We start from the raw sequence: 21,511 nt of genomic DNA, 5'->3' as shown, positions 1-21,511 counted from the left end.
CGGGGCCTAGAACGCATAGGCCTTCAGCGCTCGATGCCGCAAGCGTGCAGGTCATGAAGAAGTGGCCTGGTCGGGGGCCGCCCATGTGTGCCAATCGGGCGGTGCGGTCTTATCGCCGCCAGTCACGCTTTGAACCGGTCTGTCCGCTCATGACGCTACTGAAGCTGTTCATGTCTTCGGTACCAGCCGCCGGTTCCACCACGGGGGCGCTCCTCTGCTGGTCGCCGAAGCCTGGCGTACTCGTTAGGCGTTTCCCCCACCGCAGCACCGGCGCCAGGGCGAGCGCCGTCGCAGCGCCCCAACGCCACTGGCTGCGGTTCTCCCAGAGTCCGGCGATCCCGGCGACTGCGGACGCCGGCAGGATCAGGTTGTAGGGGCCGATGACCGGCCCTTAAAGGCCCTTCGCACTCGGTCAACCGCGGAAGGCTGGCTCGCCACGTGCGAGGCCAGCTGCTGTAGTGCGCGACGACGGCTGCCAGGAAGATCCCGTTGGCGACGGCATACGTGCCGCTAAGTATTGGAGCGTTCCTGTGGCTCCTGGGAACGACGGATTCACGACGCGTTGGGACGGAGCTGTTCGAGCAGTCCCAGTCGCCGCGGCATGCCCAGTGTTCGACCAGCATCGTCCGCCCGCGCACCAACGCACCAAGGCCCTCCATTCACCGCCGCATGTACTCCGCGCTTGGCGGGCTCAACCGGAGGATAATGCTCTCGGTGGCGGTGGGTACCTCCACAGCTCCGTTCTGCAACCAGTCGAAGAGCCGAGCGATCGTGTTGTCGTCCTTCGGATGTAGCCGTCCAGCGACATCGACGCGTTGGCGATGACCTGTCCCACCTCGTGCTCCCGTGCTCCTCCTCGTCCGATCGACACCCACGTGACGCCAGTGCGCGGCCGACGTCTGGGCGCGCGGAGATCCTGGCGCCCTGCCCGTGCCACGTAGGTGGTCGCAGCAGGGTGACGCTGATCCGTTCGGGGCGCTGCGCGGCTGGCGGCCGGAGTTGTTGCAACGTTCGCGCAGACTCCTCCGGCCGCCCCTCATTCAGTCGATGAACTGGCTGATCCACGCCAAGACGTCGGGATCGTCCACCCGGTGATTCAGGGACGTGATCCGACCGCAGATCTCACCCTCGAACCCGAGGTTGTATCCGCCGGTGTGCACCGCGACGATCGTGTCACCGAGCTCGCCCTCGGCGTCGGGGAATATCGCCGAGCCTGAGTCTCCACCGCAGCCGGAGCCGTGCTGGGAGGACGGCACGTTCCCGACGATGAACCACAAGGGGTCAAGAGCGCCGACGGAGCCCTGCCCGGGTCGGAAACGCTGGACAGCGACCTTGCGGACGAAGTCGAGCGTCGACACCGGGGTGCCTCCGCCGCGCTCGATGGTGCTGACGCCATATCCGACGTCGAGGAACCGATAGCCGGTCTGGCCAGTGGTTCCAACCAGCTCCTCAATCAAGCCCGGCGTCGGGAGGTTCGCCGGCTCGATGCCCACGACGTCGTCCTCGAGGAGGATCACGCCATAGTCGTAGGTGAACGGCCAATCGGCCTCGACGTAGTCTGGGTGGGTCTCCCAGCTGCTGGCCTCGTACCACGTGCCCTCACCCTCGATGGGCAGCCAGGTCTCCGGGTCGACCGCGGCCTCGGGGTCAAACGTCACCAGGACCGTCTCGAAACCCTCCTGGTCGAAGAAGTCAGTGCAGTGGCCTGCGGTGAGGACCACGTCCTCGTCGATGAGCGTGCCGGAGCACACGCCTTCGCCGGGGACGAGGATCAGACCGGCGTACGGATGTGCGTCGCCGTCCGGTTGTCCGCCGACGATGGCGTCAGCCGGGCCGGGTACCAGAACCAGTGTGAGTGCGGCAGCCGCAGCAGCGGCCAGAGTTCGACGCATGGAACCTCCCAGTCAGTGAGCGCTTGGGCAACGCTCTGCCACAAGGCTCGGACTCGACCGTGTGTGGGTCAAGACCTCCTAGTTGGACGACGCCAGCCCAGCTACGACGATGAGCACGCGGGCGGCCTTGTCGGGGCTCTGACCCGCGTGCCTCGTGCGGCCGAAAGCGAGGTGGGTCTGAAGCAGAGTGAGGGCTCTCCACGCGGGCCGCCATACGGTCACAGACGCACGGCCTGTCGACGGGTCGCAATGCCAGCGGCGGGGCGGGATACCGGCAGGGGGCCCACGTGGGCGCGCCTGATGAAGTGCCATTCCGTCCGAGAAATACACCGAAGCCGCTGACACCCACGAGCGCGGCCCATACATTCGATGGATGACCGACAAGCAACCCTCGGTGCAGGTCCTGGCCGAGCTCGCTAGGAGGCTCCAGCGTCTGGCAGTCGAACAGGGGACAACTGCATAGGTGGCGGGACCGTGACGACTGGAGACTTGATGGTCAACTCCGCGCGGCTCAAGCCTCGGGCCGCCCGGTGATCAACAGGCCCCAGCTGGCCCCTATTCCGGCGGGTCAGGACGCGAGAGGTCCCCGGCCACCAACGGGGGACACAGGCGACCGGGGCCAACCTTGAGCCTACGCTCGACTTGCGTTCGCAGGATCCCTGCCGCTTGGGGGGCTGGTTGGGCGGTGCTCACGAACGGCTAACAGACCGCCTCGTGCCCGCCTGTTGCGAAGAAACGGCCACAACGGGAGCATCACGTCCGGCATGGGCTCACCCTCATTGACCACTGATTCCTATGCCGCTCCCGAGTGGCCCTACCTCACCCTCAGCGGTGGATTTGATAGCCGACGCTGGCCACCACAACAGCCCGTGCTTAGGGTGAGCGGACCCTGTGGGGTTGGGGTCGAGGTCTCGCCGGGCCTGGGGGGCTGGCGAGACTGGCCGCTGGCCGCCGACGCACGGCGGCAACAGCGGCGACCTCGGAGGTCTGGCCGCGCCGCTGCCTCCTGGCGGAGCAGATCGCGGCACCGATGGTCCGTCTCTCAGCCGGGAGGTTGGGACTCAGGTGGTGCACGGTCACTCAAACCCTTAAGCGTCGTGGCAACTGGGATGTGTTACGGAGCGAGGCCGGCACTTTTCTTGCTACGCGGCCGGCCGCCGCACGTACAGCACGTTGCGATGGCACGAACGGGCGCACGGTATGGCTTGCCTGTAGGCGCCACCTTGGTCGTCACATGGTGGCGATGGCAGGTCGCTTCGAAGACCCAGCTGTGTCGGTGAGTACGCCGTCACGAGCGGGGAGCTGCAGACCGGCGCCCGCGGTCTCGCTGCCCCCGTGCGGGGCGTCGACGGACTGCGCGCCAGTGTCGGCGTCGTGACGCTCGACGGCGCCATCGACGAGGACGTCGTGGCACCCCAGGTGATCGCCGCTGCGGCGGCCGTCGCCGAGCGGCTCAGGTGCGACGGGCGGGGGTGAGACACCCCCGCCCGCCACGTGTCACCGGCAGGTGACCTCCACGCGGTAGGTCACGTCGGCGCCGGCCCGCCAGACCGCCACGTCGACCGCCACCCGGTAGAGGCCGTCCCTGCCGGGTCGGACGTTCTCGCCGCGGGCGCCGCGCACCTTGCTGATCGTGCACCCGTCCTGGTCGCCCACCGTCACCACGTGGGTGCCCGGCTCGACGGCCTCGATGTGCGCCTCGCGGAAGGCGAGCAGCTCGGGGGCGTACTCGGAGTACTTCACGTTGGACGCGCCGTTGGTGTCGGTCCAGTAGGCCGCCATGCCGAGCTGGGCGACGCCGTTCTTCCAGAAGCGGGCGTCGATCTCGACCGTCGCGTCCTCGAGGACCTTGAAGTTGTCGGTCTTGCTCTGCCTCGGCACGAAGCAGTGCTTGTTGCCCTGGGCAGTGCAGTCGTAGGACCCGATCGGCGTGACCCACACCTTGTAGACGCCACCGTTGTTGGGGGTGTCGTCGTAGGGGAACAGCTGTACGGTGGCGCCGCCGTCCTCCCCGTCCTCGCCGGTCACGTGCGGACAGGGGCCCGTGGCGTCCTGGATGACGCCGCCGACCACGGTGAACTGGCGGCACTCGATCGGGTCCGTGGACAGGAGCGTCCTGCCGCTCGGGTCGGTGACCTGGAAGTAGTAGGTGCCGTCGGGCAGACCTGCAGCGTCGTCGGGTGCGTTGATGCCGGGACCGCCGTTGAGGTAGACGTCCCGCTTGCTGGCGTAGTGGTTGAGGTTGACCGGCTCGCCGCTGGAGTCGGAGGTGAAGATCGCACCGCTCACCGGAGCGGGATCGGGGGCAGCCGATGACGGCTGGCTCGTGACGAGGAGGGCGGCCATGGAGACCAGGGCGGCCGCGACGAGAGGTGTTCGAGACATGACACTCCTACAGGGGGGATGAGTGTGACCGAGATGTCGCACGACTTCTCGACGCTAGGTCGGACCCGCCCCCGGGGCATCGCCACAATCAGTCAAACCTGGTCAAGTCCGGTTGCCGTCCGCGGGAGGGGGGCCACCGGGTACGCGATCTGCGTGGCCAGCGCGATGAGGTGGTCGAGCGGTCGATGCCCATTGCCCTCGGCATCATCCCTCGAGCGGACGGTCAGTCGCCACACCAGTACGAGCATGAGCCGAAGCGTTGCGTGGACGGCCTGAGCTCGTATCCCAGTCCAGGCAGGACGCCCGACGTCTCGCGTGCGCGTTCGAGGGCCTCGCCTGCCGCCTCGCCGGAGAGGCGGCACCCCTGTCTTCATGCTGAACACGGCGCCGTCGAGCGGCCCCTCGGACCCCTTGACGGGGCACAGGCCAGGGTCGAATGTGGAAGTCCCATCCACCTAATTCGGAGTTGAGATGCGCCGTCCAGCCGTCGTCCTGCTCACGCTTCTCGCCCTTCTCCTCGGCGGCTCGCTCGCGAGCTCGCCGGCGACGGCGATCACCAACGGCACGCTCGACGGCAACGGGCACCCGTCGGTGGGCGGCTTGGTGTCTCCGACGCAGTACTCCGACGGGACCTGGCTCTACTGTTCCGGAACGCTCATCTCACCGACGGTCTTCCTCACCGCCGCGCACTGCGGCACCGATGGAGAACAGGTCGCGGTGACCTTCGACTCCGACTACGAGCACGGCGACAAGGTCTACTACGGCACGTTCGAGGCAGATCCGCTCTATCCGGGGAAGCTCGAGTGACAGCCACGACATCGCGGTCGTGGTCCTCGACAAGGCGGTCAAGGGCATCACCCCGGCGCTGCTGCCCGGAGCCGGCTCTCTCTCGGACCTCTCCGAGGACCAGCGCTTCACCTCCGTGGGGTACGGCGCCTACGAGGTGACCAACGAGCCTGGTGGACATCGCTATCTGTACGACGATCGGCGGATGGTGACCACCGGGGAGCTGAATGCGATCAACAAGACGTGGCTCCGAATTTCCATGAACGCCAACACCGGCAACGGTGGCACCTGCTACGGCGACTCCGGCGGCCCCAACTTCGTTGGCACGACAGACATCATTGCCGCGATCACGATCACCGGCGATGCGGTGTGTCGGTCCACCAACGTGGTCTACCGCCTCGATACCGAGTCCGCACGAGTGTTCCTAGCGGGGTTCGTCGCACTGCCTTAACCGTCTTCAATCTAGGACGCGGTCGACTCGCACCCGCGCGTCAACACTTCGGATCAGCCACTTCGCGGACCCGCTAACCCGACGCTCCCCGGACGGGACGGCCAGTCAGCGCTCGCGCTCGTGTTGGTACCGAAGGCCACAATGTTCGGGGTGTGGTACCTCATCGAGTTCGTCGTGCAAGTCGTGGCGTGGGCGTTCCTCGCCATGGCTTTGGGCTCGCTCTTCCTGCTTGTCACGCAGGGCACGGCCAATGTTTTCGCGTCTTACTGGAGCGCGTCGACAGTCGCGGTCGTCTCCGCTCTCGTCGTCTGGCTCACACGCAGGAGCCTTCTCAAGCGGGAGCACCGCGGGGACTGACATCGGTCAGGGAGATGGCCGGAACCAACCCGGTGGAGCTCGCTCACAAGGCACAGGTAGGCACCAACCCGGATCTTTGGACCAAGTACGACGCCCGCCGCGTGGCGGTTGCGCTCGGCCAGCTCTCCGCGCGCCGCGCCTGACGCACTGTCCATAAGAGCCACCCCCGGCGCGCAGTTATCGCCGGGGGTGGACTCGCGTCATTGAGGCCGTCAGCTGCCGTTGCACGCGATGCCGGGGGACGGCACCACGGCCCTGAGTCCGGCTCGCACAAAGATGCCGTAGCTCTGCACCCCGTGGTACCTGTCAACGCCACCAGGGCTCTGGTTCCCCCGAACCGCCAGCGCGTCGTCGTCGAGGCCAGGAGGGTTGACCTCTCCTACATTGTCCTCAGAGTCCAAGCCGGAAAACACACATTCCGACGCGGCGTGGTCTGGCGCGGGGATGTCCTCTCCGTTGCCATTCACCTCACCCGCGCTGGCACCGCCTGCTCCTGCCAACACAAGCCCGGCCGCTACGGCGCAGCTCGCAATCAAACGCTTCATCGCTAGTTCCTTCCAAGATTGAGGGACGGACCAAAATGCGCTGTGCCGCCATATGCTCGCGAGGCCGCACGAATGGTCATGACAGCCCGATCCCGCTGAGACCCGACTGACACAGAATCCGGCACCCGGCGAAGCGTTGCCATACGCACAATGAGGGACTTCCTCGGAGGGACGGCCATACCCCTCCGGGGCAGCAATCGCCCGGGGTGGTTTGCCTGTGCCCTCAGGTCAGTCGGTCGCGCGCTCGGATGGGCAACTGGCATTCATCCCGCGAGGTGGGGAGTTGGCGGCCCGCTCATTCTGCGTCGGTCTCCTCAGAGCCAGACCACCATTCGCGGTCCCGCTCCTCGACCGCGGAAGCGCGCACCGGAGTAGACCACCTCACGAGGACTTGACCCGCCTCGGTCGGCTGGCTAGCGTCCGAAACAGGTTCAACGGCGACTTTGCACGTGATCCCACCTCTCGGGCTCCTGCGCTGCGCATGCTGTGATGCATGGAGCTAGGTCGGGTGTGCGGCCGACGCGATGCCCCTCTCGACGCGAATTCCGGGCCGGGAGCATCCGTACGGAAGGACAACGTCCATGCCTGATCTCAACCATGCCCTCACGAGGGTTCTCGCACGACGGGCGACCGGTCGGTCGCGGCGCCGGACTGCCAGGGCCGCAGCCGCCCTGGCCGTCGCAGCGGCCGTGGTCGTACCACTCGCCGCGTACGCGGCCGACGGCCCCTACAACATCGACGGTGTCGTCCCTGACGCCGGGACCACCGAGCTTGTCGACCTGTCCGGCAACGTGAAGGAGCTTGGGCCGCTCAACTCGAACACCACGAAGATCGGCGTGATTCACAAGGACGCGCTCCCGACGCTCGACACCACCAACCCCAACGGGCAGGTCGACCTGCGCCGAGCTTGGCTGGACACCGAGCGGGACACCACGACCCAGCACGACTGGCTTTACTTCGCCTGGGAGCGAGACGCCAACAGCGGCAGCGGCTTCATCGCCTACGAGTTCATGCAGAACCCGGCACCCGCTGGCTGTGCCTACGACACGGCCACCGACGCCCAGCTGATCGCCAACTGCAACCCGTGGGCCAACCGTACGGCCGGCGACTTCCTCATCCTGTGGGACCAGCAGGGCGGCAGCAAGGACCTCTTCCTGCGCACCTGGACCGGCACCGCACCGAACCTGACGCTGAGTGCGCCGACGCTGCTCAACGCCGCCGTGTCCCAGGCGGCCTACAGCGCGGACGGGTTCCGGGGCGAGGCCGCAGTTGACCTGACCGCGACCATCTTCGGCGGCTCGACGGCGTGCCGGACGTTCGCCAACACCATCCCGAGCACCGTGACCGGCAACTCCGACACGGCCGACTACAAGGACACCATCCTCAAGAACGCTCCGCCCATCACCAACTGCGCTTCGTCGACGGTGACCACGCCGCAGACGGCCGCGGGCACTGCCATTCCGGCCGGTGGGCTCTCCATCGGAACTGGTGTCGTGGCCGTGCGCGACCAGGCCGTGGTGAGCCTGACGGGCGGGACTTCCACTCCGGCGGGCTCGGTCGCGTTCTCGCTCTGCAAGGTGGATGCGCCGGCTCTGTGCACTACGGGAGGCACCTCGGTCGGGTCGACGAACCTGACCGGTACGGCGTACCCAGCTACCGTCAACTCGCCGACGGCGTATGTCACGTCGGTTGGTCGCTACTGCTGGCGCGCGACGTTCAGTGGTGACTCCGCCAACGGGATCCCCGTCTCGAGTGACTCAAGCGCAACCGAGTGCTTCGTCGTCACCCCGGTGACCCCGGACTTGGCGACCACGGCGGGCGCCGACACCAACCTCGGAGGCACGGTGTCCGACTCCGCCACGCTGGGCGGTACGGCAACCCAGCCGGCCAACCCGGTCATCAACATCACCGGCACTGGCGGTGCGGCCGCCGGGGGCACCATCATCTTCAAGCTCTACGGCCCCGGCGACTGCACCACCGTGGCCTACACCTCGCCTGCGGTGGCGGTGAACGGCAACGGCACCTACGACACGCCCAACCCGCAGTTCACGCCGACCTCCGCCGGCACGTACCACTGGGTTGCGGTTTACAGCGGCAACGACCCGAACACCAACGGCACGACGCACAACGCGGCTTGCGGTGACGTCAACGAGGACGTCGTCGTCACAAGTGTGAAGTCGTCGATGTCGACGGCGCAGACCTGGGTGCCGAACGACTCGGCGACCATCACTGCACCTGCGGGCAGCGGCAGCCTGGCCGGGAAGGTCACGTTCACGTTGTACAACACGAGCGACTGTACGGGCGCCGTGCTGTACGGCCCGGTCGACCGAGCCGTTGACGGACCGGTCGCGGGAGTGACGGTGGAGACGTCGAACGCCACCGACGTCACGGCCTCGGGCGCCTTCTCCTGGAGTGTCAGCTACGACAGCACCAACGCCGCGCAGGAGGACATCCCTGCCAGCTGCCACGAGACTTCGGCGCTGACGATCGCGAACGGAGGAACCGTCTCCAGCCCGTGACGACCACCTCCGTGGTCGACGGGTGATCCGCGCTGCTGGGTCGGGCTCTGCCCGGCCCAGCAGCGTCACGTGCTGCGCACCTGCGGCGCAGACACCACCAATCGGGGCGCGCGGCGCCGCGGTGACGATCAATGGCTTGGAGTGGTTGCCGTGGTGGTCGCCTTCCTGAGCGTGGTGCGAACCGGGCTCCTGTCGGCGGGAGCGAGATGCCCGGGCAGATCGCCCACTGGGCACCATCGTTCTCGTGCTGTCGCTGGCTTGGGCGTGCTGGCGAGGCGTGAAGCGCCCTTTGCCTGACGGATCTGGTGAGACCGATGCGTCCATGGAGGTAGGACGGACGCGCGGAAAGGACTATGGCGTTCGGGTCTGACGGAGGGCCAGACTGGGGGCTATGACCACCACGGTCATGGTGACCGGCGCCTCGGGCTTCCTCGGCCTGCACGTCGTCCGCGAGCTGCTCGAGCAGGATCGGATCGTGCGGGCGTTCGTCAGGACGCCAGAAAAGCTGTTCGACCATCTCGCCCCCTTGGGGGTGGACGCCGGCCACCCCCGTCTCGAAGTCGCCTCCGGCGACATGACCGACCCCGCCTCGGTGCAGGAGGCGGTGAGCGGGTGCGACCAAGTCGTCCATGCCGCCGCGACCTTCTCCTACCGGCGTCGCGACGCTGAACGCATGGTGCGAGACAACAAGCTGGGCACGACCACCGTGCTCAACACGGCGATCGAGGCGGGATGCTCGGCGATCGTCCATGTGTCCTCGATCGCCGCACTGCTGAGGCCTGGGGCAACCCTCGACCACCAGAGTCCCATCGGCATCGTGCTGGGCCCCTATACCCAGAGAGCAAGGTGGACTCCGAGCGCGTGGCCCGGGAACGACATGACGCCGGCGCCCCGGTCGCGATCGTGAACCCGGGAGCCATCCTCGGGCCCGACGACCCCTGTCTCGGGGAGAGCAACCAGGTGGTCCGAGACATCCTGCGCGACCGGCTGCCCACGTGGCCCGGCGGCGGGATGCAGTGGGTGGACGTTCGCGACACCGCGGAGGTCGTTGTGGCGGCTCTCGGCCGGCCCGGGGGCCGTTTCCTGGTGCCGGGCGAGATCGTCGCCCTTCCCCACCAGGAGTTGCGAGCTGTCACCGGCAGGCGACTTCCCGCGGTTCGACTGCCGCTCGCCGCCGCACTGCCCGTGCTCCACCTCGGATACAGGACCGAGTGGCCACTCCTTCCGCACGCGGTGGAGGGCGCCCGGTTCATTGCCTTGAATGCCCGAGTTGACGCCTCGGCGGCGGTCGCCACCCTCGGGCTCACCGGCCGACCCCTCGAGGAATCCCTACGGGACACGGTCCGATGGCTCGTGCAGGCCGGGCACATCTCACCACGAGCCGCCGGCCGGTCCCTGACGTCGGAGCCGCACTCCTCGTAGGTCGGATGGTGAGGCTGATCGCGTGCTCGGACGCCCGGTGGTCACGGCCTTCGGTACGAACTTCGTACGCCGCCCGGCCAGGTCTGTCCGGTCAGCCGCGCTGCGACGCTCCTATGTTTCGTCACGCCGCGGAGCTCGAGGCCCACGAGCGGGCATCGGAGCCGCCGGACAAGCCGCATTCAAAGCGGGACAAGGCACTGCGGCGCGACGTCTGCTCGCCCGCGCCGGAGCCGACGCCCACGGACACATGCCCCTCATCGACGTCATCGCGCACACCCGCTCCACCGACCGACGCCACGTCTGATCTTCGTGAGGTTGGCGGCGACGCAACACCGGTTGGCGACAACGCATTTTCGCACCGGCATCACCTCACAACAGCCAGCCGGACGGCGGAACAGTTCACAGCAATGCCCCTTCCATGCCGACGTCCTTCGGTACGCAGACGCATTCGGACCAATGCACAGGCCTGACGCGGACGCAGCAGCGCCGGAAGTGCCCGCTACGCGCGCCATTTCGCCGCCTTTCAGCGTCGGTAGAGATCCGTCAGTACGGCAGGTCGACGGTGAAGTGGGTGCCGGTGAATCCGCTGCGCCACTGGGTGACGTCGGGCCCGACGGCGGCGGCGGACTCTGGACCGGCGAGCCCGCGGGCGATGAACGACGCGAGGGTCGGCATGTCGGTGACCTTCATGCCGACGCGGGCGAGCTCGGGGGTGCCGATGCGGAGGCCGTTGAGGTCTCCGTCGACTGGGGTGGTGGGCAGGCCGATCCCGCAGGCCAGGAGGTTGGCCGACCGGAGATCCTGCGCCGCACGCTGTCCGCCGCCGTACTGGTGGGCCAGGATCGCGAACTGGTGCGACGTCGTGACGCCGCGGTCCGCGGCGAAGAGTGGGACGTCGAGGGCGCTGAGGCTGCTGGCGAGGGCCTGGGCCAGGTCGACCATCGTCGTCGCGTAGGCCGGTCCGGCAACCTCCCAGTCGGCCAGGGTTACTGCCAGGGCCGCGGTCTTGCCAGCGTCGAAGTTGGCCGTCAGCCCGGGGTAGGCGATGGCCTCGAGACGCTCGGCGAGCGTGGCTTCGTTGGTGACGATAAGCCCACTGGGCGGCCCGCCGAGGCTCTTGTAGGTGCTCATCGTCATGAGGTGCGCGCCCTCGGCAAGCGGGTTGGGCCATGCTCGGCCGGCGAACATCCCGCACTGATGGGCGGCGTCGAACAGGACGAGGGCGCCCACCTCGTCCGCGATCTCGCGAACCCTGCCGACGGGGTGGGGGAAGAGGTTCAGGCTGCCACCGATGGTGATGAGGCTCGGCTGCGTCTCGTGAGCGAGGGCCCGGAGCGCGTCGATGTCGATGGTGTAGCCGTCCGCGTCGACGGGAGCGTCAACCGTGGTCAGTCCGTAGAGACCGGCGGCGCCGTTGAGGTGGTGCGTCACGTGGCCGCCGATGGCGGCCGGTGGAGCGATGATCGTGTCGCCCGGACGGCAGGTGGCCATGAACGAGTAGAGGTTGCCCAGCGCACCAGAACCGACGCGGACCTCGGCATACGCTGCGCCGAAGACGCGACAAGCGGCGTCGGCGGCGAGCACTTCGATCTGCTCGATCGCATCGAGGCCCGTCTCGTACTTCTGACCGGGGTAGCCCAACGATGCGCGGGACCCAAGGTTCGCCGAGAGGAGTGTCTCTGCCCGCGGGTTCATCACGTTGGTCGCCGGGTTGAGGTTGACGCAGGTGACGTCGTGGATCCGGTGGTTCTCCTCGGCCAGCCGTTCGATCTCGACCTGAAGAGCGCCGCCCGTGAACGCGGTTGACGACACGTCCCGGACGCGGTCGGCCACAGTGCTGGGCAACCAGGGACGGGCGGCGACGGCCTGAGCCATGTGGAATCTCCTCGATCGTGTGCGGTGCTGGACGCACACCAGGATGGGCCGGCGCGCTATCCGCACGCTAGGCAGCCCACGCCGTCGAAGTCGTCGGACAGACGGCGGGACTTCGGAGGGACATCTCCTACACTTGTAGGAGGCACGGGCGTTGGAGGCGGGATGCAGGACGAGCTGGACCGTCTCGCGGCCCTGCTCGGGCGCAGCGTGTCGGTTGACAGCCCGACGGGGCGCCTCTTGGGATACAGCGTCCAGTCAGACGACGCCGACGGAGCCCGCATCCTGGCCATCCTCGCGCGCCAAGTGCCCGAACCAGTTCAGCTCTGGCAGGACGAACACGGACTCAGCACGGCAACCGGGCCCGTCCGCCTCCCGAAGAACGACGAACTCAAGATGACGGCGCGGTTGTGCGTCCCGCTCCGGCGAGACGGTGTCCTCCGCGCCTACCTGTGGATCGTCGAGGGCCCCACACAACTGACCCCCGAGCAGGTGGGCGCGGCTCTTGAGTACGGCGACAAGGTGCTCGACAAGCTGGCAGAGAACCCGGCGCAGGTCGGGACCCGAAGTCTGCCCGAGCTGTTCCACGACCTGGTAGCGCCCGCCCTCGGCGCTGAAGCTGAGCAACTCGTCAGTGCCGTGATCGACGTCGCGCCCCACCTGCTTGGCGTCTCGGTTCGCTTGTTGGTTGGCACCCCCATGGCTTCGGCAGGCGTGCACGGCCCTCTGACATCAGGCGATGTCTCACGTGTGTCGCGTCGGCTCGGCAGTGCAGACCCGAGAGTGCTGGCCAGCTCGGTGACGCCGACGAGGACGGTTCTCCTGCTGCGCGACACTCACTGGAGACCTGCGCCAGGTCAGTCCGCCGTCCTGCCCTCCGGCCTATTTGCCACCGGCGCCGGACCGGTGGTGTCCTTCGACGCAGCCGGCTTGCTTCACGGGCTGGCGATGGCCACCTTCACTGCCACGTGCGTCGCGGCTGACCCGCGCCTGCCTCGCGACCTAGCCTGGGAACAGCTCGGGATGTACCGGCTCCTGGCGCAGGGCGAACATGATGCATGGCTCGAGATGTTGTCGCAGCTCGCTGATCAAGGTGAGCCAGGAGACGTCTTCCTCGACACGCTCGAGACCTATCTCGATCTGGCCGGAGACGCGCAGAGAACCGCAGCGGAGCTCGGGCTCCACAGGACCACGCTCTACTACCGGCTCAACCGCGCCGCCACGCAGCTCAACGGGAATCTGAGCGACGGCATCTGGCGGACGAACCTGCACATAGCGTTGAAGGCCCGACGCCTGGACCGAGCAACAGAGGGCTAAGCTGCCCGAGCGGAATCGTCGGAAATGATCATGGCGATGGCCGAGATGTCTGCAGGTCCTGCGTCACTCCGCAGCCTTTGCCCCTCAATCCCGAGACGTGGAGTCGGACGTCGCGCTGGTTGCAGTGCTTCGACCCTCGCCCGCAACTCGATGAAGCGAGTGTCGGACGAACGTCGGGAAGTGCACTTCCACGCTCGAAGCGTGCGGATTGGGTCTCGCCACCAACACGCGCGCGGGAGACTTAGCCAGGATGTACGCCGCCTGCGGCGGGTCTGCGGTGAGCGCCAGCAACGGTCCTGTCCATCGCAACTCCGCGCCCCGCGGTCCGTCCTCCCAGCCCCTCGGTTCGATCACCGAGCGGGCGTTGGCCTTGCCGATCACCACTCGAGCGACGTCAGGTAGAGCGACGTGCCAGGCCGAGGACGCACGCACCACAACTGCTGCAGGACTGAATCGCCGGTGAGCTCGCACCGTGCCGTGGTGAGTCCGATCGCTTGGCCGATATGGGATCGCCACGTGACGTCAGGGCTGGGCCGGGGTGTCCTTCTCAATCGCCCGCGCCAAGGCGATGGTTGCCTGTGCGGCGAACAGCTCAGCGATCTCCATTGCGCCACTCTGCAATGTCTCCGATTCCGTCCCGTAGAAGTTGAGGCAGCCGAAGGTGTCGTCATCGGCGTGCAACCGAAACGCCAGCTGTGACAGCACCCCGTGCCCCACCGCCGCCGGCACATAGCGCGGCCACCTGTGGTCGTGGCGCAAGTGCTCGACAGCCAACGTCGACACCGTGCGCAGGCTGTCGACACATGGCCCCTCCATGAGCGCGTACTGCACTTCATCGAGCTCCCACACCAACCGGCCGGTGACCGCCTTGCTTTCGATCCTCTCCCTGCCGTGGACCACCGAGATGCCCACGTGCTGGAATCCGGGCACAGATGCGCCGCCGGCCGCCACAATGGCTTGGAGCGTGTCGTCGGGGGTTGACGATTCGTGGAGGGCGCGCGCGGCTTCCCGCAGCGCTCGTATCACCGAGCTCTTATCCATTGCGGCGTCTCCAAGACGTTGAGCGTTCCACCCGAGTCGTCCGACGACTCACGGGATCTACGGACCTATCGGTGGTCGTGCTGTCAGTCAGGGGGCTCGCTGCCGCTCGAGTACATCGTTGGCGACGAGTCTTCTGCCGCCTTTGCTGCAACGCGGCCATCCTCTGCCGGCTTCGCGCCGCTGAGCGTCTTCGACTCCAAGGCGTCCAAGATGGCAGCTGGGCGTCCGGGGTACATGGCCCGCGGGTCGACAGCCGGAACAGGCGCGTGGCCACGGTGATCGGGCATGGGATTTCCCATCTGGGCGGCCTCAGAAACGGTGCACAAGTCGGGCGAGCTCGCGGCGAAATCCGTGAGCTGTCGAGCTCACGGCCAGCCCGACCGGCACGGCCTTCCCCGGCTGCTCCGCCGGCACTGTCGCCTGCTCGCGCAGCGCGTCGAGCTCGTCAGCGTGGGGGCTACGGCCGTGAACGCGTATGAAGTGGTGAATCAAGCACTGGTCGTCGAAGACGTCGGCGGCCGGTTGATGCTCGGTGTTCATGAGGACGTCCTTGCGAAACCAGGTTTCGCGCCCCTTTCTGAACGCCACACTCCCGGTACCCGAGCAGCCGTGCGGCCATGAGTGTCACGTACCCGCCTGTTTGGCTGCTTGGCACCTGAGCCATTGCAGAAGGGCGCCGTCATCGATGTACGCATGGAGCTTGGCGCACGGGTCGCGCATGGGGGGAGCAAGCCGGGGGGTACTGACACGGCCTCCGCATTCCCAGCCGCCTCCGGGACCTAGGAAAGGTCGTGCCATGGACAGCAACACACGCACGGACACGAAGAAGTCGGACCTACAACGCGCTGCCGGAGCGGTTGGCGCGGTGTTCCTCCTGGTCGGGATCTTGGGGTTCATCCCGGGCATCACGACCGACTACTCCACAATGGAGTTCGCGAGCCACGAGTCAGACGCGAAGCTGCTCGGGATCTTCGAGGTCTCCATCCTGCACAACATCGTCCACCTGCTCTTCGGTGTCGCCGGCCTTGCCATGGCCAGGACGTGGGACGCCGCGCGCGTTTACCTGATCGGTGGCGGGGCCGTCTACCTGGTCCTGTGGATCTACGGCTTGGTTATCGACCACGAAAGCGCGGCCAACTTCGTGCCGGTCAATGACGCCGACAACTGGCTGCACTTCGTGCTCGGCCTCGGAATGATCGCGCTCGGTGTTCTCCTCGCCAAGCGGGACAGGGACAGGCGCGGACACCACGACGGCCGGTGACAACGGCCGTGAAATCGCGGTCCCGTGCCCTGCTGCCGCACCAGACCGACCGGGGACTTCCCGGTGACTACTCGGCGGAAACTCGAGGTTTCCGTGCCTCCCATGTCCAGCACGGAGCACGTCGGCGAGCACGTCGGCGTGCGCTGGTGGGGGAGTGGCCGCTCCGAAAGGCTCCCGGTAGCCGCCAAGGTCGAGGCCATGGCGCCTGACGTGGTCGCGGGTGACGGCTTCGAGCGCATCCCCGCAGGCGTGACACACGACGCGCTCCCCGCCATCAACCACCAGCAAAGCCCCCAAGAGCGCGCGTGGAGCCAAGATCCGTCGTCGAGCCGGCCTATCGGGACATGCGCTCGGTCGCGCCGGCGCGGTTGCGGTGTCTTCCATCTCGTTCATAGGTGTGGGCATCGACCCTGCAGGTCGTCACCGACATGCTGCGCAGGCGACGAGGACGATCCGTACGCCCCGCCAAGCATGACCTGCCTCACGCTGGTGCCGGTGGACGGCGCGGTGTGCCTACGCTTGTCGCAGATCCCGGTCGCTCTCGTCCCCCGTAGCGGCCGGGGTCCCACGGCCGCGTTGGCGACGGATACCGCCCGCTTGACCTCCTGCACCCCCCACCGCGCACCGTGGCGCCGAACGACCGGCTCTCAGCCCCTTCCTTGAGCGAATGGAACCGTGGCATAGTCGTAGTTTGCGCAATCGCTGGAGACCACGGCGACTCGTCTTTCTCACAGGAAGGAGCGGTCGTGGTCTCGGATACGGTCGTTTCTCGGCACTCTTCTCGGCACTCGTCTCAACACCCCGCACAACAGGTTGTGTCCGCCGCGCCGGTGGACCCGATGAGCCCGGCGGGTCGCGCGGCGCGAGCCCGGCGCACCGACGCCATCGTCGCGGCCCTCCGCGACCATGTGCCGCCCCCGGACGACCCACGCGACGTCCGGAACCCTGCTCGTGCGGCATGCGTCGACGACCTCATCGAGGCGAACCTCGAGGTGGCGCGCACGCTCGCAGCTCGCTACCGCAACCGCGGCATCGACCTCGACGACCTCGAACAAGTCGCATTCGTGGGGTTGACGAAGGCGGCGCACCGCTTCGATCCGCACGCGGGCTACGACTTCCTCGCGTACGCCGTCCCGACCATCCGTGGTGAGGTGCGACGCCACTTTCGTGACTGCGGGTGGGCCGTGCGGCCGCCGCGCAGGGTGCAAGACATGCAGCGGCGCATCGCGGCCGCGCAGGGTGAGCTGATGCTGAAGCTGGGGCGTTCCCCGCGCCCGAGCGACGTGGCCGCGTACCTCGAGGTGGACCTCGCTGACGTCCAGGAAGCTCTCGCCGCGGACGGCTGCTTCAGCCCAGCGTCCCTGGACTCACCCGCTTCGGCGGAGGGGGCGAGCACGCTAGGTGACTTCATCGTCCACGGCGACAACGACCTGGGGGCCGCCGAAGCGCGCGTCATCCTCGAGCCGCTCCTGAGGCAGCTGTGCCCTCGCGACCAGCGCATCGTGCAGCTGCGGTTCTACGAAGAACGCACTCAGCAGGAGATCGCCGAGGATGTCGGCGTCAATCAGGCTCAAGTGTCGCGCATCCTCTTCCGCATCCTGCGAGAGCTCCGCGGCCAACTTGGCGACCCCGCCGACGGGCACGACCACCCACACAAGCCGCCGGCCGCCTGAGCGGAGCCCACGCGGCCGCTCTCCTCCTGCGCTGTCGCCATGAGGGCACGAGCGCGCTCCTCCTTGATCGCGACCAAAGATGGTCCGCTGTCCGAACCCATGCCCGTGCAGTGCCACTCGATACTGCTGGCCGATCGCGTCCGCGACGCCATGACGGCCGCGCCACCGCTGGCGGTCTGACCGTGCTCGCCTGGGGCGCGCTAGGGCTCCTGCTGGGTGCCTGGGTCGGCGCGCTCGCGCGGCTGTGGATGCGACTGATCGTTGTCCATCCGGAGGCGTTCAGCTGGTCCGGCACCCTGGCGATCATCATCAGTGCCGCTGTCGGCGGGCTGGGACTGGGACTGGTCCGAGGCGCGCGCCTGACCGGCCGCTCCAAGCTGTGGAGACTTGCGGCCCTGCTGGCGCTGCCGTTCCTGGGAGCCCCCATGGGCCTCGGAGTGTTTCTGCTCAGCGCCCTGGTGGGCGGATGGGCGCTCGCCGGTCGGCGGCCGATCTGGTTGGCTCCGACCCTCGCGACACTGTGGGCCGCCGCCTTGCCGTTCATCGCCTACGCGGTGGCTGACCCTGACCATCGCAACCTGTACGACGGCGTTCACTACCTGTCCTTCACGGCCGGAGTCTGGACGCTCGCGGCGCTCCTCGCCGTCGGTGGCCGCGAGCTCTTCATGCGCTGGCCGACCCGAGAGCCGTAGCGACGCGCCGGTCAAGGCGCCGCGCGAACCCAGCGAGACGCCACCCGCACGGACGACCCGCGGCACGCCGCCACGAGCCGGGCCCGACCCCGGTGGTGCCGGCTCCCCGCAATGGCCGCCACGCCCCGGTCTAGTCGCCGCGGCCGACGGGGTGCGCTCGGGAGGCCGCGGGCGTCCGTTCAGAGCGAGCGAACTTCGGGGGACGCCCGGCGCCCGGGGGGACGCCGGGCGCCACTACGTGAGACGTTGCGGACGGTCGCAGGCAGCGCGACGCGCTTTCCCTGCCAGCATCCCGCCCCGCGTCTTCGACTCCCGTCGCGTCCGCCACCTTCTGGTAGCTGCCGAGCTCGCTAGCCCGGGCCCGACGGCCGTTCGGCGTAGTCGTTGGAGCGACCGGTTCCGCCGCCTTTCGGCGCAGCTCGAGCCTCCGGACATGTCGATGTGCGGAAACGTTCACAGGCCACCGACATACTGACCGTGCACCGATCTCGCATCGACGCGCTGACCTCTGGGTACGAACGAAGTCATGGAACCCATCCCGGAGACGCTGGACGCGATCGCGGAGCTGGACGCCTACCTCGACGACGGCAAGCTGTTCGACGAACTCATGAAGAAGGCAGCACTGGCGCAGCGCATCGCGCCGGACCTCGTCGGGATCAGCGTCGCGTCACTCGAGCACGGCATCACCTTCACCATGGTGGCAACCGACGACGAGATCGCGGCGCTTGACGGCGTCCAGTACGCGACCAGCGGGCCATGCGTCGAGGTGGCGGACGACGGCCAGGGCGTGGTCACGAGGTCCGAAGACTTGTTCAGCGAACCCCGATGGCGCGCCTTCGCGCAGGCGAGTGCAGCGGCGGGCGTGCGTAGCACCCTGACGTTTCCCATGATGGACGGCGACGAGGTGATCGGCACCGTCAACCTCTACGGAAGCTCCGACGACACTTTCGACGGCAATGGCTCCTTGCTCGCTGCGATCTTCCGGGCTTGGGCGCCGGGCGCGGTCACGAACGCCGACCTGTCCTTCTCCACCCGGCTAGCTGCCGAGCAGGCGCCTGCCAAACTTCGTGACGACGCACTGATCGACGAGGCCACGGGAATCCTGGCGGCTCACCACCAGATCCCTGTGGACCGCGCCCGAGAACGGCTCGAGCACGCCGCTGCGAGAGCCGGAGTCCCGCTCAGCACGCTCGCACGGATGATCGTCAAGACGACGGACTCCGACATCTGAGGCTCACCTCGCGTGTCGAGTCCGTGACAGAAGTGAGCATCCGGATCTGCCAAGAGCGCGCGAATCTGCGGACGTGCGGGTGCGCGCGTGCGAGCTTCGCGTCCGTCGGGGGGTCGGTGGTGATGCCGGTTGAGAGCAGGCGCCCTCCGGCGCCCGACCGCCCAGGGTTCCCGCATCCTGCGCAGGTCGACGCGGTTGTTCCAGCATCCGTCCCGCATGACACCGCCCCACCCGCAGCCGCTGAACGAGGGTGAGGCGGCCGGCGCCGAACTGAGTCCGGGCCTGGGTGACTGACCCATGTTCGGCAGCTTTCTTTACCGAACGCCGCGCGACGAATCGACCTGGCTGGGATCGCCCTATTGTCGACCATACCCCCGAGTTGTCTCGGTGGTCGCTCCTCGAGAGGAAGTGGATTCGCATGCGCCCCTCGGCTGAAGGGGAGGTCGCGGCGATCGCCTCCCAGCCCACCCGCTCCCTATCCCAGAGGCAGATCGGAGGGAACTACCTGCAGCTGCTCGCACGGCATGCAACGGCGTCAGCCGAGATGCGGCGTGCCGGCCGCCACCCCGGACTTTGGCCGACGCTACGCGAATCGCTGCTTCGTCGACCTGCTGAGCCTCCGGCACTGGATTCGTCCGGAACTCGGCGAGTGCGCAACCGCCCACGTAAGCGGGTTGATGCTACGGACCGGTGATTGGCGGCCATCGATGGAGCACCTCCCGCCCCAACATCGTGACGGGGGTGCGCCCGCTCGGGTCCTGTCGTCGACGACCACAAGCTCTTCGCAGACCTGGTGCCGATAGCCCTCGCCGGGGAGGCGGACCTGGTCTGTGTCGGAGCAGCGCACCATGCCTCCGCGGCCCACGCCATGACGTCGGAGCTCGACCCGGACGTGGTGCTCAAGGACGTCGACCTCAAGAGCGACAACGGGCTCGACCTCGCCGAGGAGCTGTTAGCCGCGTCCGCAGCTGCGCGTCGTCGTGCTGACGGCCTACAGCAATGTCGAGGTGATGCGGCGAGCGGCCAGGATCGGCGCGTGCGCCCTCCTACCCAAGGACGGTCGCTGCCAGAGCTGCTCGCCGAGGGTCGCGACGTACGAGGGATTTCGCGTGAGTTGGAAATCTCTGTCCACACCTGCCGTGGGTACGTGAAGTCACTCCTGTCCAATCTGGACGCACACTCGCAGCTCGAAGCGGTCGCGGTAGCGAGAACGCATGGACTCATCAGTTGATCACGCTCCCGCTCACACGCGGAACGCGCTCCGGTCGCCCCGTTCTGCCGCCCTCCTCCGTGCCCGTCGGTTTCGTAGCCGTGAACGTCCCGACCACGCTGGGTCGTCAACGTCTGGATCTGCCTGCGAGTTCAGGCGGTCGCATCGGTGACCCATTCCGCCGCCCGTCGGGGCCGGGGCGAACGACCGCCTGAAGCCGCACCGAGATTCGGGCGCTGGACCGTCTCACGTGTTGTCCGGAACAGAGGTATCCGCCCGACCCCCGTGCGAGTCGGGCGGATACGGTTGGTGGGGCGCTACGTCCTGTGCCGATTTGGGAGCACCGCGATGGCGGCGTGTGCCGCGGTGGCACTGAACATGCCTAGCACCTGGCTGATGGAGCGCAGGTAGAGCGGGGTCACCGGTGAGCGTGGGTGTCGGCGGTGTCGTCGTCGTAGTAGTCGCGGCTGCCGGACTTGGCGAGGCCACGGCTGATCATGTAGCCGATGGTCAGCAAGGTGACGTAGAACCACGCCTCCTGGGTGCCGAAGTCGCTGGTGTCGGTGACGGCGGCGGCGACGACGACGGCGATGGCGACGACGACGTAGGCGATGAGCTCGGTCGTCTTGTACGACGACTTGGTCTCGGTGCTGACGCGTCGGACGGTCGAGTGACGGGTGTCGGCGTTGGTGGTCGACATTGGTGGTTCTCCTGTTGAACTCGCAAAGATGGTGTGCCCATGGTCTTGAGCCCTGTTGCACCAAGTGGTGCGAAAGCGTGGGTACCCGGCTGGCGGGCTGGCCATGCATTTGAAGCGTGTGGCTTGGATTGCAGGTACAAGGCCACGCTCGCCCGGA

General features: G+C 67.6%; 18 protein-coding genes and 1 pseudogene. 13 read left to right on the top strand and 6 right to left on the bottom strand.

Going from position 1 to position 21,511, the window contains the following annotated elements; translation table 11 throughout:
* Nucleotides 1-1,040: 1,040 nt before the first annotated feature.
* Nucleotides 1,041-1,892, bottom strand: coding sequence for a trypsin-like serine protease (locus ACFQW6_RS10405; RefSeq protein ID WP_378544213.1), 852 nt, complete (start codon nt 1,890-1,892; stop codon nt 1,041-1,043).
* A gap of 1,335 nt (nt 1,893-3,227) precedes the next feature.
* Between ACFQW6_RS10405 and ACFQW6_RS10400 the strand changes: the two genes are divergently transcribed.
* Nucleotides 3,228-3,368, top strand: coding sequence for a hypothetical protein (locus ACFQW6_RS10400; protein WP_378544210.1), 141 nt, complete (start codon nt 3,228-3,230; stop codon nt 3,366-3,368).
* A gap of 21 nt (nt 3,369-3,389) precedes the next feature.
* On the opposite strand, the gene ACFQW6_RS10395 is transcribed toward ACFQW6_RS10400, so the two are convergent.
* Nucleotides 3,390-4,277 (bottom strand): hypothetical protein, encoded by an 888-nt coding sequence (locus ACFQW6_RS10395; RefSeq protein ID WP_378544207.1) that lies wholly within the window; start codon nt 4,275-4,277, stop codon nt 3,390-3,392.
* Between the two features lie 471 nt (nt 4,278-4,748).
* Between ACFQW6_RS10395 and ACFQW6_RS10390 the strand changes: the two genes are divergently transcribed.
* From ACFQW6_RS10390 to ACFQW6_RS10370, 5 genes are all read left to right on the top strand, one after another.
* Nucleotides 4,749-5,084 (top strand): trypsin-like serine protease, encoded by a 336-nt coding sequence (locus tag ACFQW6_RS10390; RefSeq protein ID WP_378544204.1) that lies wholly within the window; start codon nt 4,749-4,751, stop codon nt 5,082-5,084.
* A gap of 19 nt (nt 5,085-5,103) precedes the next feature.
* Nucleotides 5,104-5,514 carry a trypsin-like serine protease gene (locus tag ACFQW6_RS10385; RefSeq protein ID WP_378544201.1) on the top strand — a complete coding sequence of 137 codons (411 nt, stop codon included), beginning with the start codon at nt 5,104-5,106 and terminating at the stop codon, nt 5,512-5,514.
* A gap of 150 nt (nt 5,515-5,664) precedes the next feature.
* Nucleotides 5,665-5,871, top strand: coding sequence for a hypothetical protein (locus tag ACFQW6_RS10380; protein ID WP_378544198.1), 207 nt, complete (start codon nt 5,665-5,667; stop codon nt 5,869-5,871).
* Between the two features lie 1,126 nt (nt 5,872-6,997).
* Complete coding sequence (locus ACFQW6_RS10375) at nt 6,998-8,935, top strand: hypothetical protein (RefSeq protein WP_378544195.1); 1,938 nt, start codon at nt 6,998-7,000, stop codon at nt 8,933-8,935.
* 391 nt (nt 8,936-9,326) lie between these two features.
* Nucleotides 9,327-9,842 (top strand): SDR family NAD(P)-dependent oxidoreductase, encoded by a 516-nt coding sequence (locus ACFQW6_RS10370; RefSeq protein WP_378544192.1) that lies wholly within the window; start codon nt 9,327-9,329, stop codon nt 9,840-9,842.
* A gap of 1,058 nt (nt 9,843-10,900) precedes the next feature.
* Here the strand turns inward: ACFQW6_RS10370 and glyA are convergent.
* Entirely contained in the window at nt 10,901-12,232 is a 1,332-nt protein-coding gene (glyA, locus tag ACFQW6_RS10365; protein WP_378544189.1) for a serine hydroxymethyltransferase, read from the bottom strand.
* A gap of 162 nt (nt 12,233-12,394) precedes the next feature.
* Here glyA and ACFQW6_RS10360 point away from each other — a divergent pair, with 162 nt between their 5' ends.
* Nucleotides 12,395-13,546 (top strand): PucR family transcriptional regulator, encoded by a 1,152-nt coding sequence (locus ACFQW6_RS10360; RefSeq protein WP_378544186.1) that lies wholly within the window; start codon nt 12,395-12,397, stop codon nt 13,544-13,546.
* Nucleotides 13,547-14,068: 522 nt separating this feature from the next.
* Here ACFQW6_RS10360 and ACFQW6_RS10355 read toward each other — a convergent pair.
* Complete coding sequence (locus tag ACFQW6_RS10355; RefSeq protein ID WP_378544183.1) at nt 14,069-14,587, bottom strand: GAF domain-containing protein; 519 nt, start codon at nt 14,585-14,587, stop codon at nt 14,069-14,071.
* 309 nt (nt 14,588-14,896) lie between these two features.
* The gene (locus ACFQW6_RS10350; RefSeq protein WP_378544180.1) at nt 14,897-15,127 is read right to left on the bottom strand and encodes a hypothetical protein; all 231 of its coding nucleotides are present in this window, start codon (nt 15,125-15,127) and stop codon (nt 14,897-14,899) included.
* A gap of 256 nt (nt 15,128-15,383) precedes the next feature.
* Between ACFQW6_RS10350 and ACFQW6_RS10345 the strand changes: the two genes are divergently transcribed.
* The 6 genes and pseudogenes from ACFQW6_RS10345 (at nt 15,384) to ACFQW6_RS10320 (ending at nt 20,675) form a co-directional block, all read left to right on the top strand.
* A complete protein-coding gene (locus ACFQW6_RS10345; protein WP_378544177.1) occupies nt 15,384-15,848 on the top strand; it encodes a DUF4383 domain-containing protein in 465 nt (154 codons plus the stop codon).
* 815 nt (nt 15,849-16,663) lie between these two features.
* On the top strand, nt 16,664-17,521 hold the full coding sequence (locus tag ACFQW6_RS10340) for a sigma-70 family RNA polymerase sigma factor (RefSeq protein WP_378544174.1): 858 nt from the start codon (nt 16,664-16,666) through the stop codon (nt 17,519-17,521).
* Between the two features lie 182 nt (nt 17,522-17,703).
* The gene (locus ACFQW6_RS10335) at nt 17,704-18,213 is read left to right on the top strand and encodes a hypothetical protein (RefSeq protein ID WP_378544171.1); all 510 of its coding nucleotides are present in this window, start codon (nt 17,704-17,706) and stop codon (nt 18,211-18,213) included.
* Nucleotides 18,214-18,739: 526 nt separating this feature from the next.
* Entirely contained in the window at nt 18,740-19,444 is a 705-nt protein-coding gene (locus ACFQW6_RS10330) for a GAF and ANTAR domain-containing protein (RefSeq protein WP_378544168.1), read from the top strand.
* 772 nt (nt 19,445-20,216) lie between these two features.
* Nucleotides 20,217-20,390, top strand: a pseudogene (locus tag ACFQW6_RS10325) (hypothetical protein); the annotation flags it as partial.
* A 90-nt stretch (nt 20,391-20,480) separates the two neighbouring features.
* Nucleotides 20,481-20,675, top strand: coding sequence for a LuxR C-terminal-related transcriptional regulator (locus ACFQW6_RS10320; RefSeq protein WP_378547526.1), 195 nt, complete (start codon nt 20,481-20,483; stop codon nt 20,673-20,675).
* Nucleotides 20,676-21,072: 397 nt separating this feature from the next.
* Here ACFQW6_RS10320 and ACFQW6_RS10315 read toward each other — a convergent pair whose 3' ends face one another.
* Nucleotides 21,073-21,354 carry a hypothetical protein gene (locus ACFQW6_RS10315; protein WP_378544165.1) on the bottom strand — a complete coding sequence of 94 codons (282 nt, stop codon included), beginning with the start codon at nt 21,352-21,354 and terminating at the stop codon, nt 21,073-21,075.
* Nucleotides 21,355-21,511 lie beyond the last annotated feature (157 nt).

It is taken from the genome of Nocardioides sp. GCM10028917, from assembly GCF_042666175.1.
GTDB lineage: Bacteria > Actinomycetota > Actinomycetes > Propionibacteriales > Nocardioidaceae > Nocardioides.
This window is presented reverse-complemented; position numbering and strand designations above follow the sequence as displayed.

Bases quoted from the DNA above. Each gene is read 5' to 3' on its own strand.
- ACFQW6_RS10405 (WP_378544213.1), bottom strand. From the start codon at position 1,892: ATGCGTCGAACTCTGGCCGCTGCTGCGGCTGCCGCACTCACACTGGTT.
- ACFQW6_RS10395 (WP_378544207.1), bottom strand. From the start codon at position 4,277: ATGTCTCGAACACCTCTCGTCGCGGCCGCCCTGGTCTCCATGGCCGCC.
- ACFQW6_RS10390 (WP_378544204.1), top strand. From the start codon at position 4,749: ATGCGCCGTCCAGCCGTCGTCCTGCTCACGCTTCTCGCCCTTCTCCTC.
- ACFQW6_RS10375 (WP_378544195.1), top strand. From the start codon at position 6,998: ATGCCTGATCTCAACCATGCCCTCACGAGGGTTCTCGCACGACGGGCG.
- ACFQW6_RS10370 (WP_378544192.1), top strand. From the start codon at position 9,327: ATGACCACCACGGTCATGGTGACCGGCGCCTCGGGCTTCCTCGGCCTG.
- glyA (WP_378544189.1), bottom strand. From the start codon at position 12,232: ATGGCTCAGGCCGTCGCCGCCCGTCCCTGGTTGCCCAGCACTGTGGCC.
- ACFQW6_RS10360 (WP_378544186.1), top strand. From the start codon at position 12,395: ATGCAGGACGAGCTGGACCGTCTCGCGGCCCTGCTCGGGCGCAGCGTG.
- ACFQW6_RS10355 (WP_378544183.1), bottom strand. From the start codon at position 14,587: ATGGATAAGAGCTCGGTGATACGAGCGCTGCGGGAAGCCGCGCGCGCC.
- ACFQW6_RS10350 (WP_378544180.1), bottom strand. From the start codon at position 15,127: ATGAACACCGAGCATCAACCGGCCGCCGACGTCTTCGACGACCAGTGC.
- ACFQW6_RS10345 (WP_378544177.1), top strand. From the start codon at position 15,384: ATGGACAGCAACACACGCACGGACACGAAGAAGTCGGACCTACAACGC.
- ACFQW6_RS10330 (WP_378544168.1), top strand. From the start codon at position 18,740: ATGGAACCCATCCCGGAGACGCTGGACGCGATCGCGGAGCTGGACGCC.
- ACFQW6_RS10315 (WP_378544165.1), bottom strand. From the start codon at position 21,354: ATGTCGACCACCAACGCCGACACCCGTCACTCGACCGTCCGACGCGTC.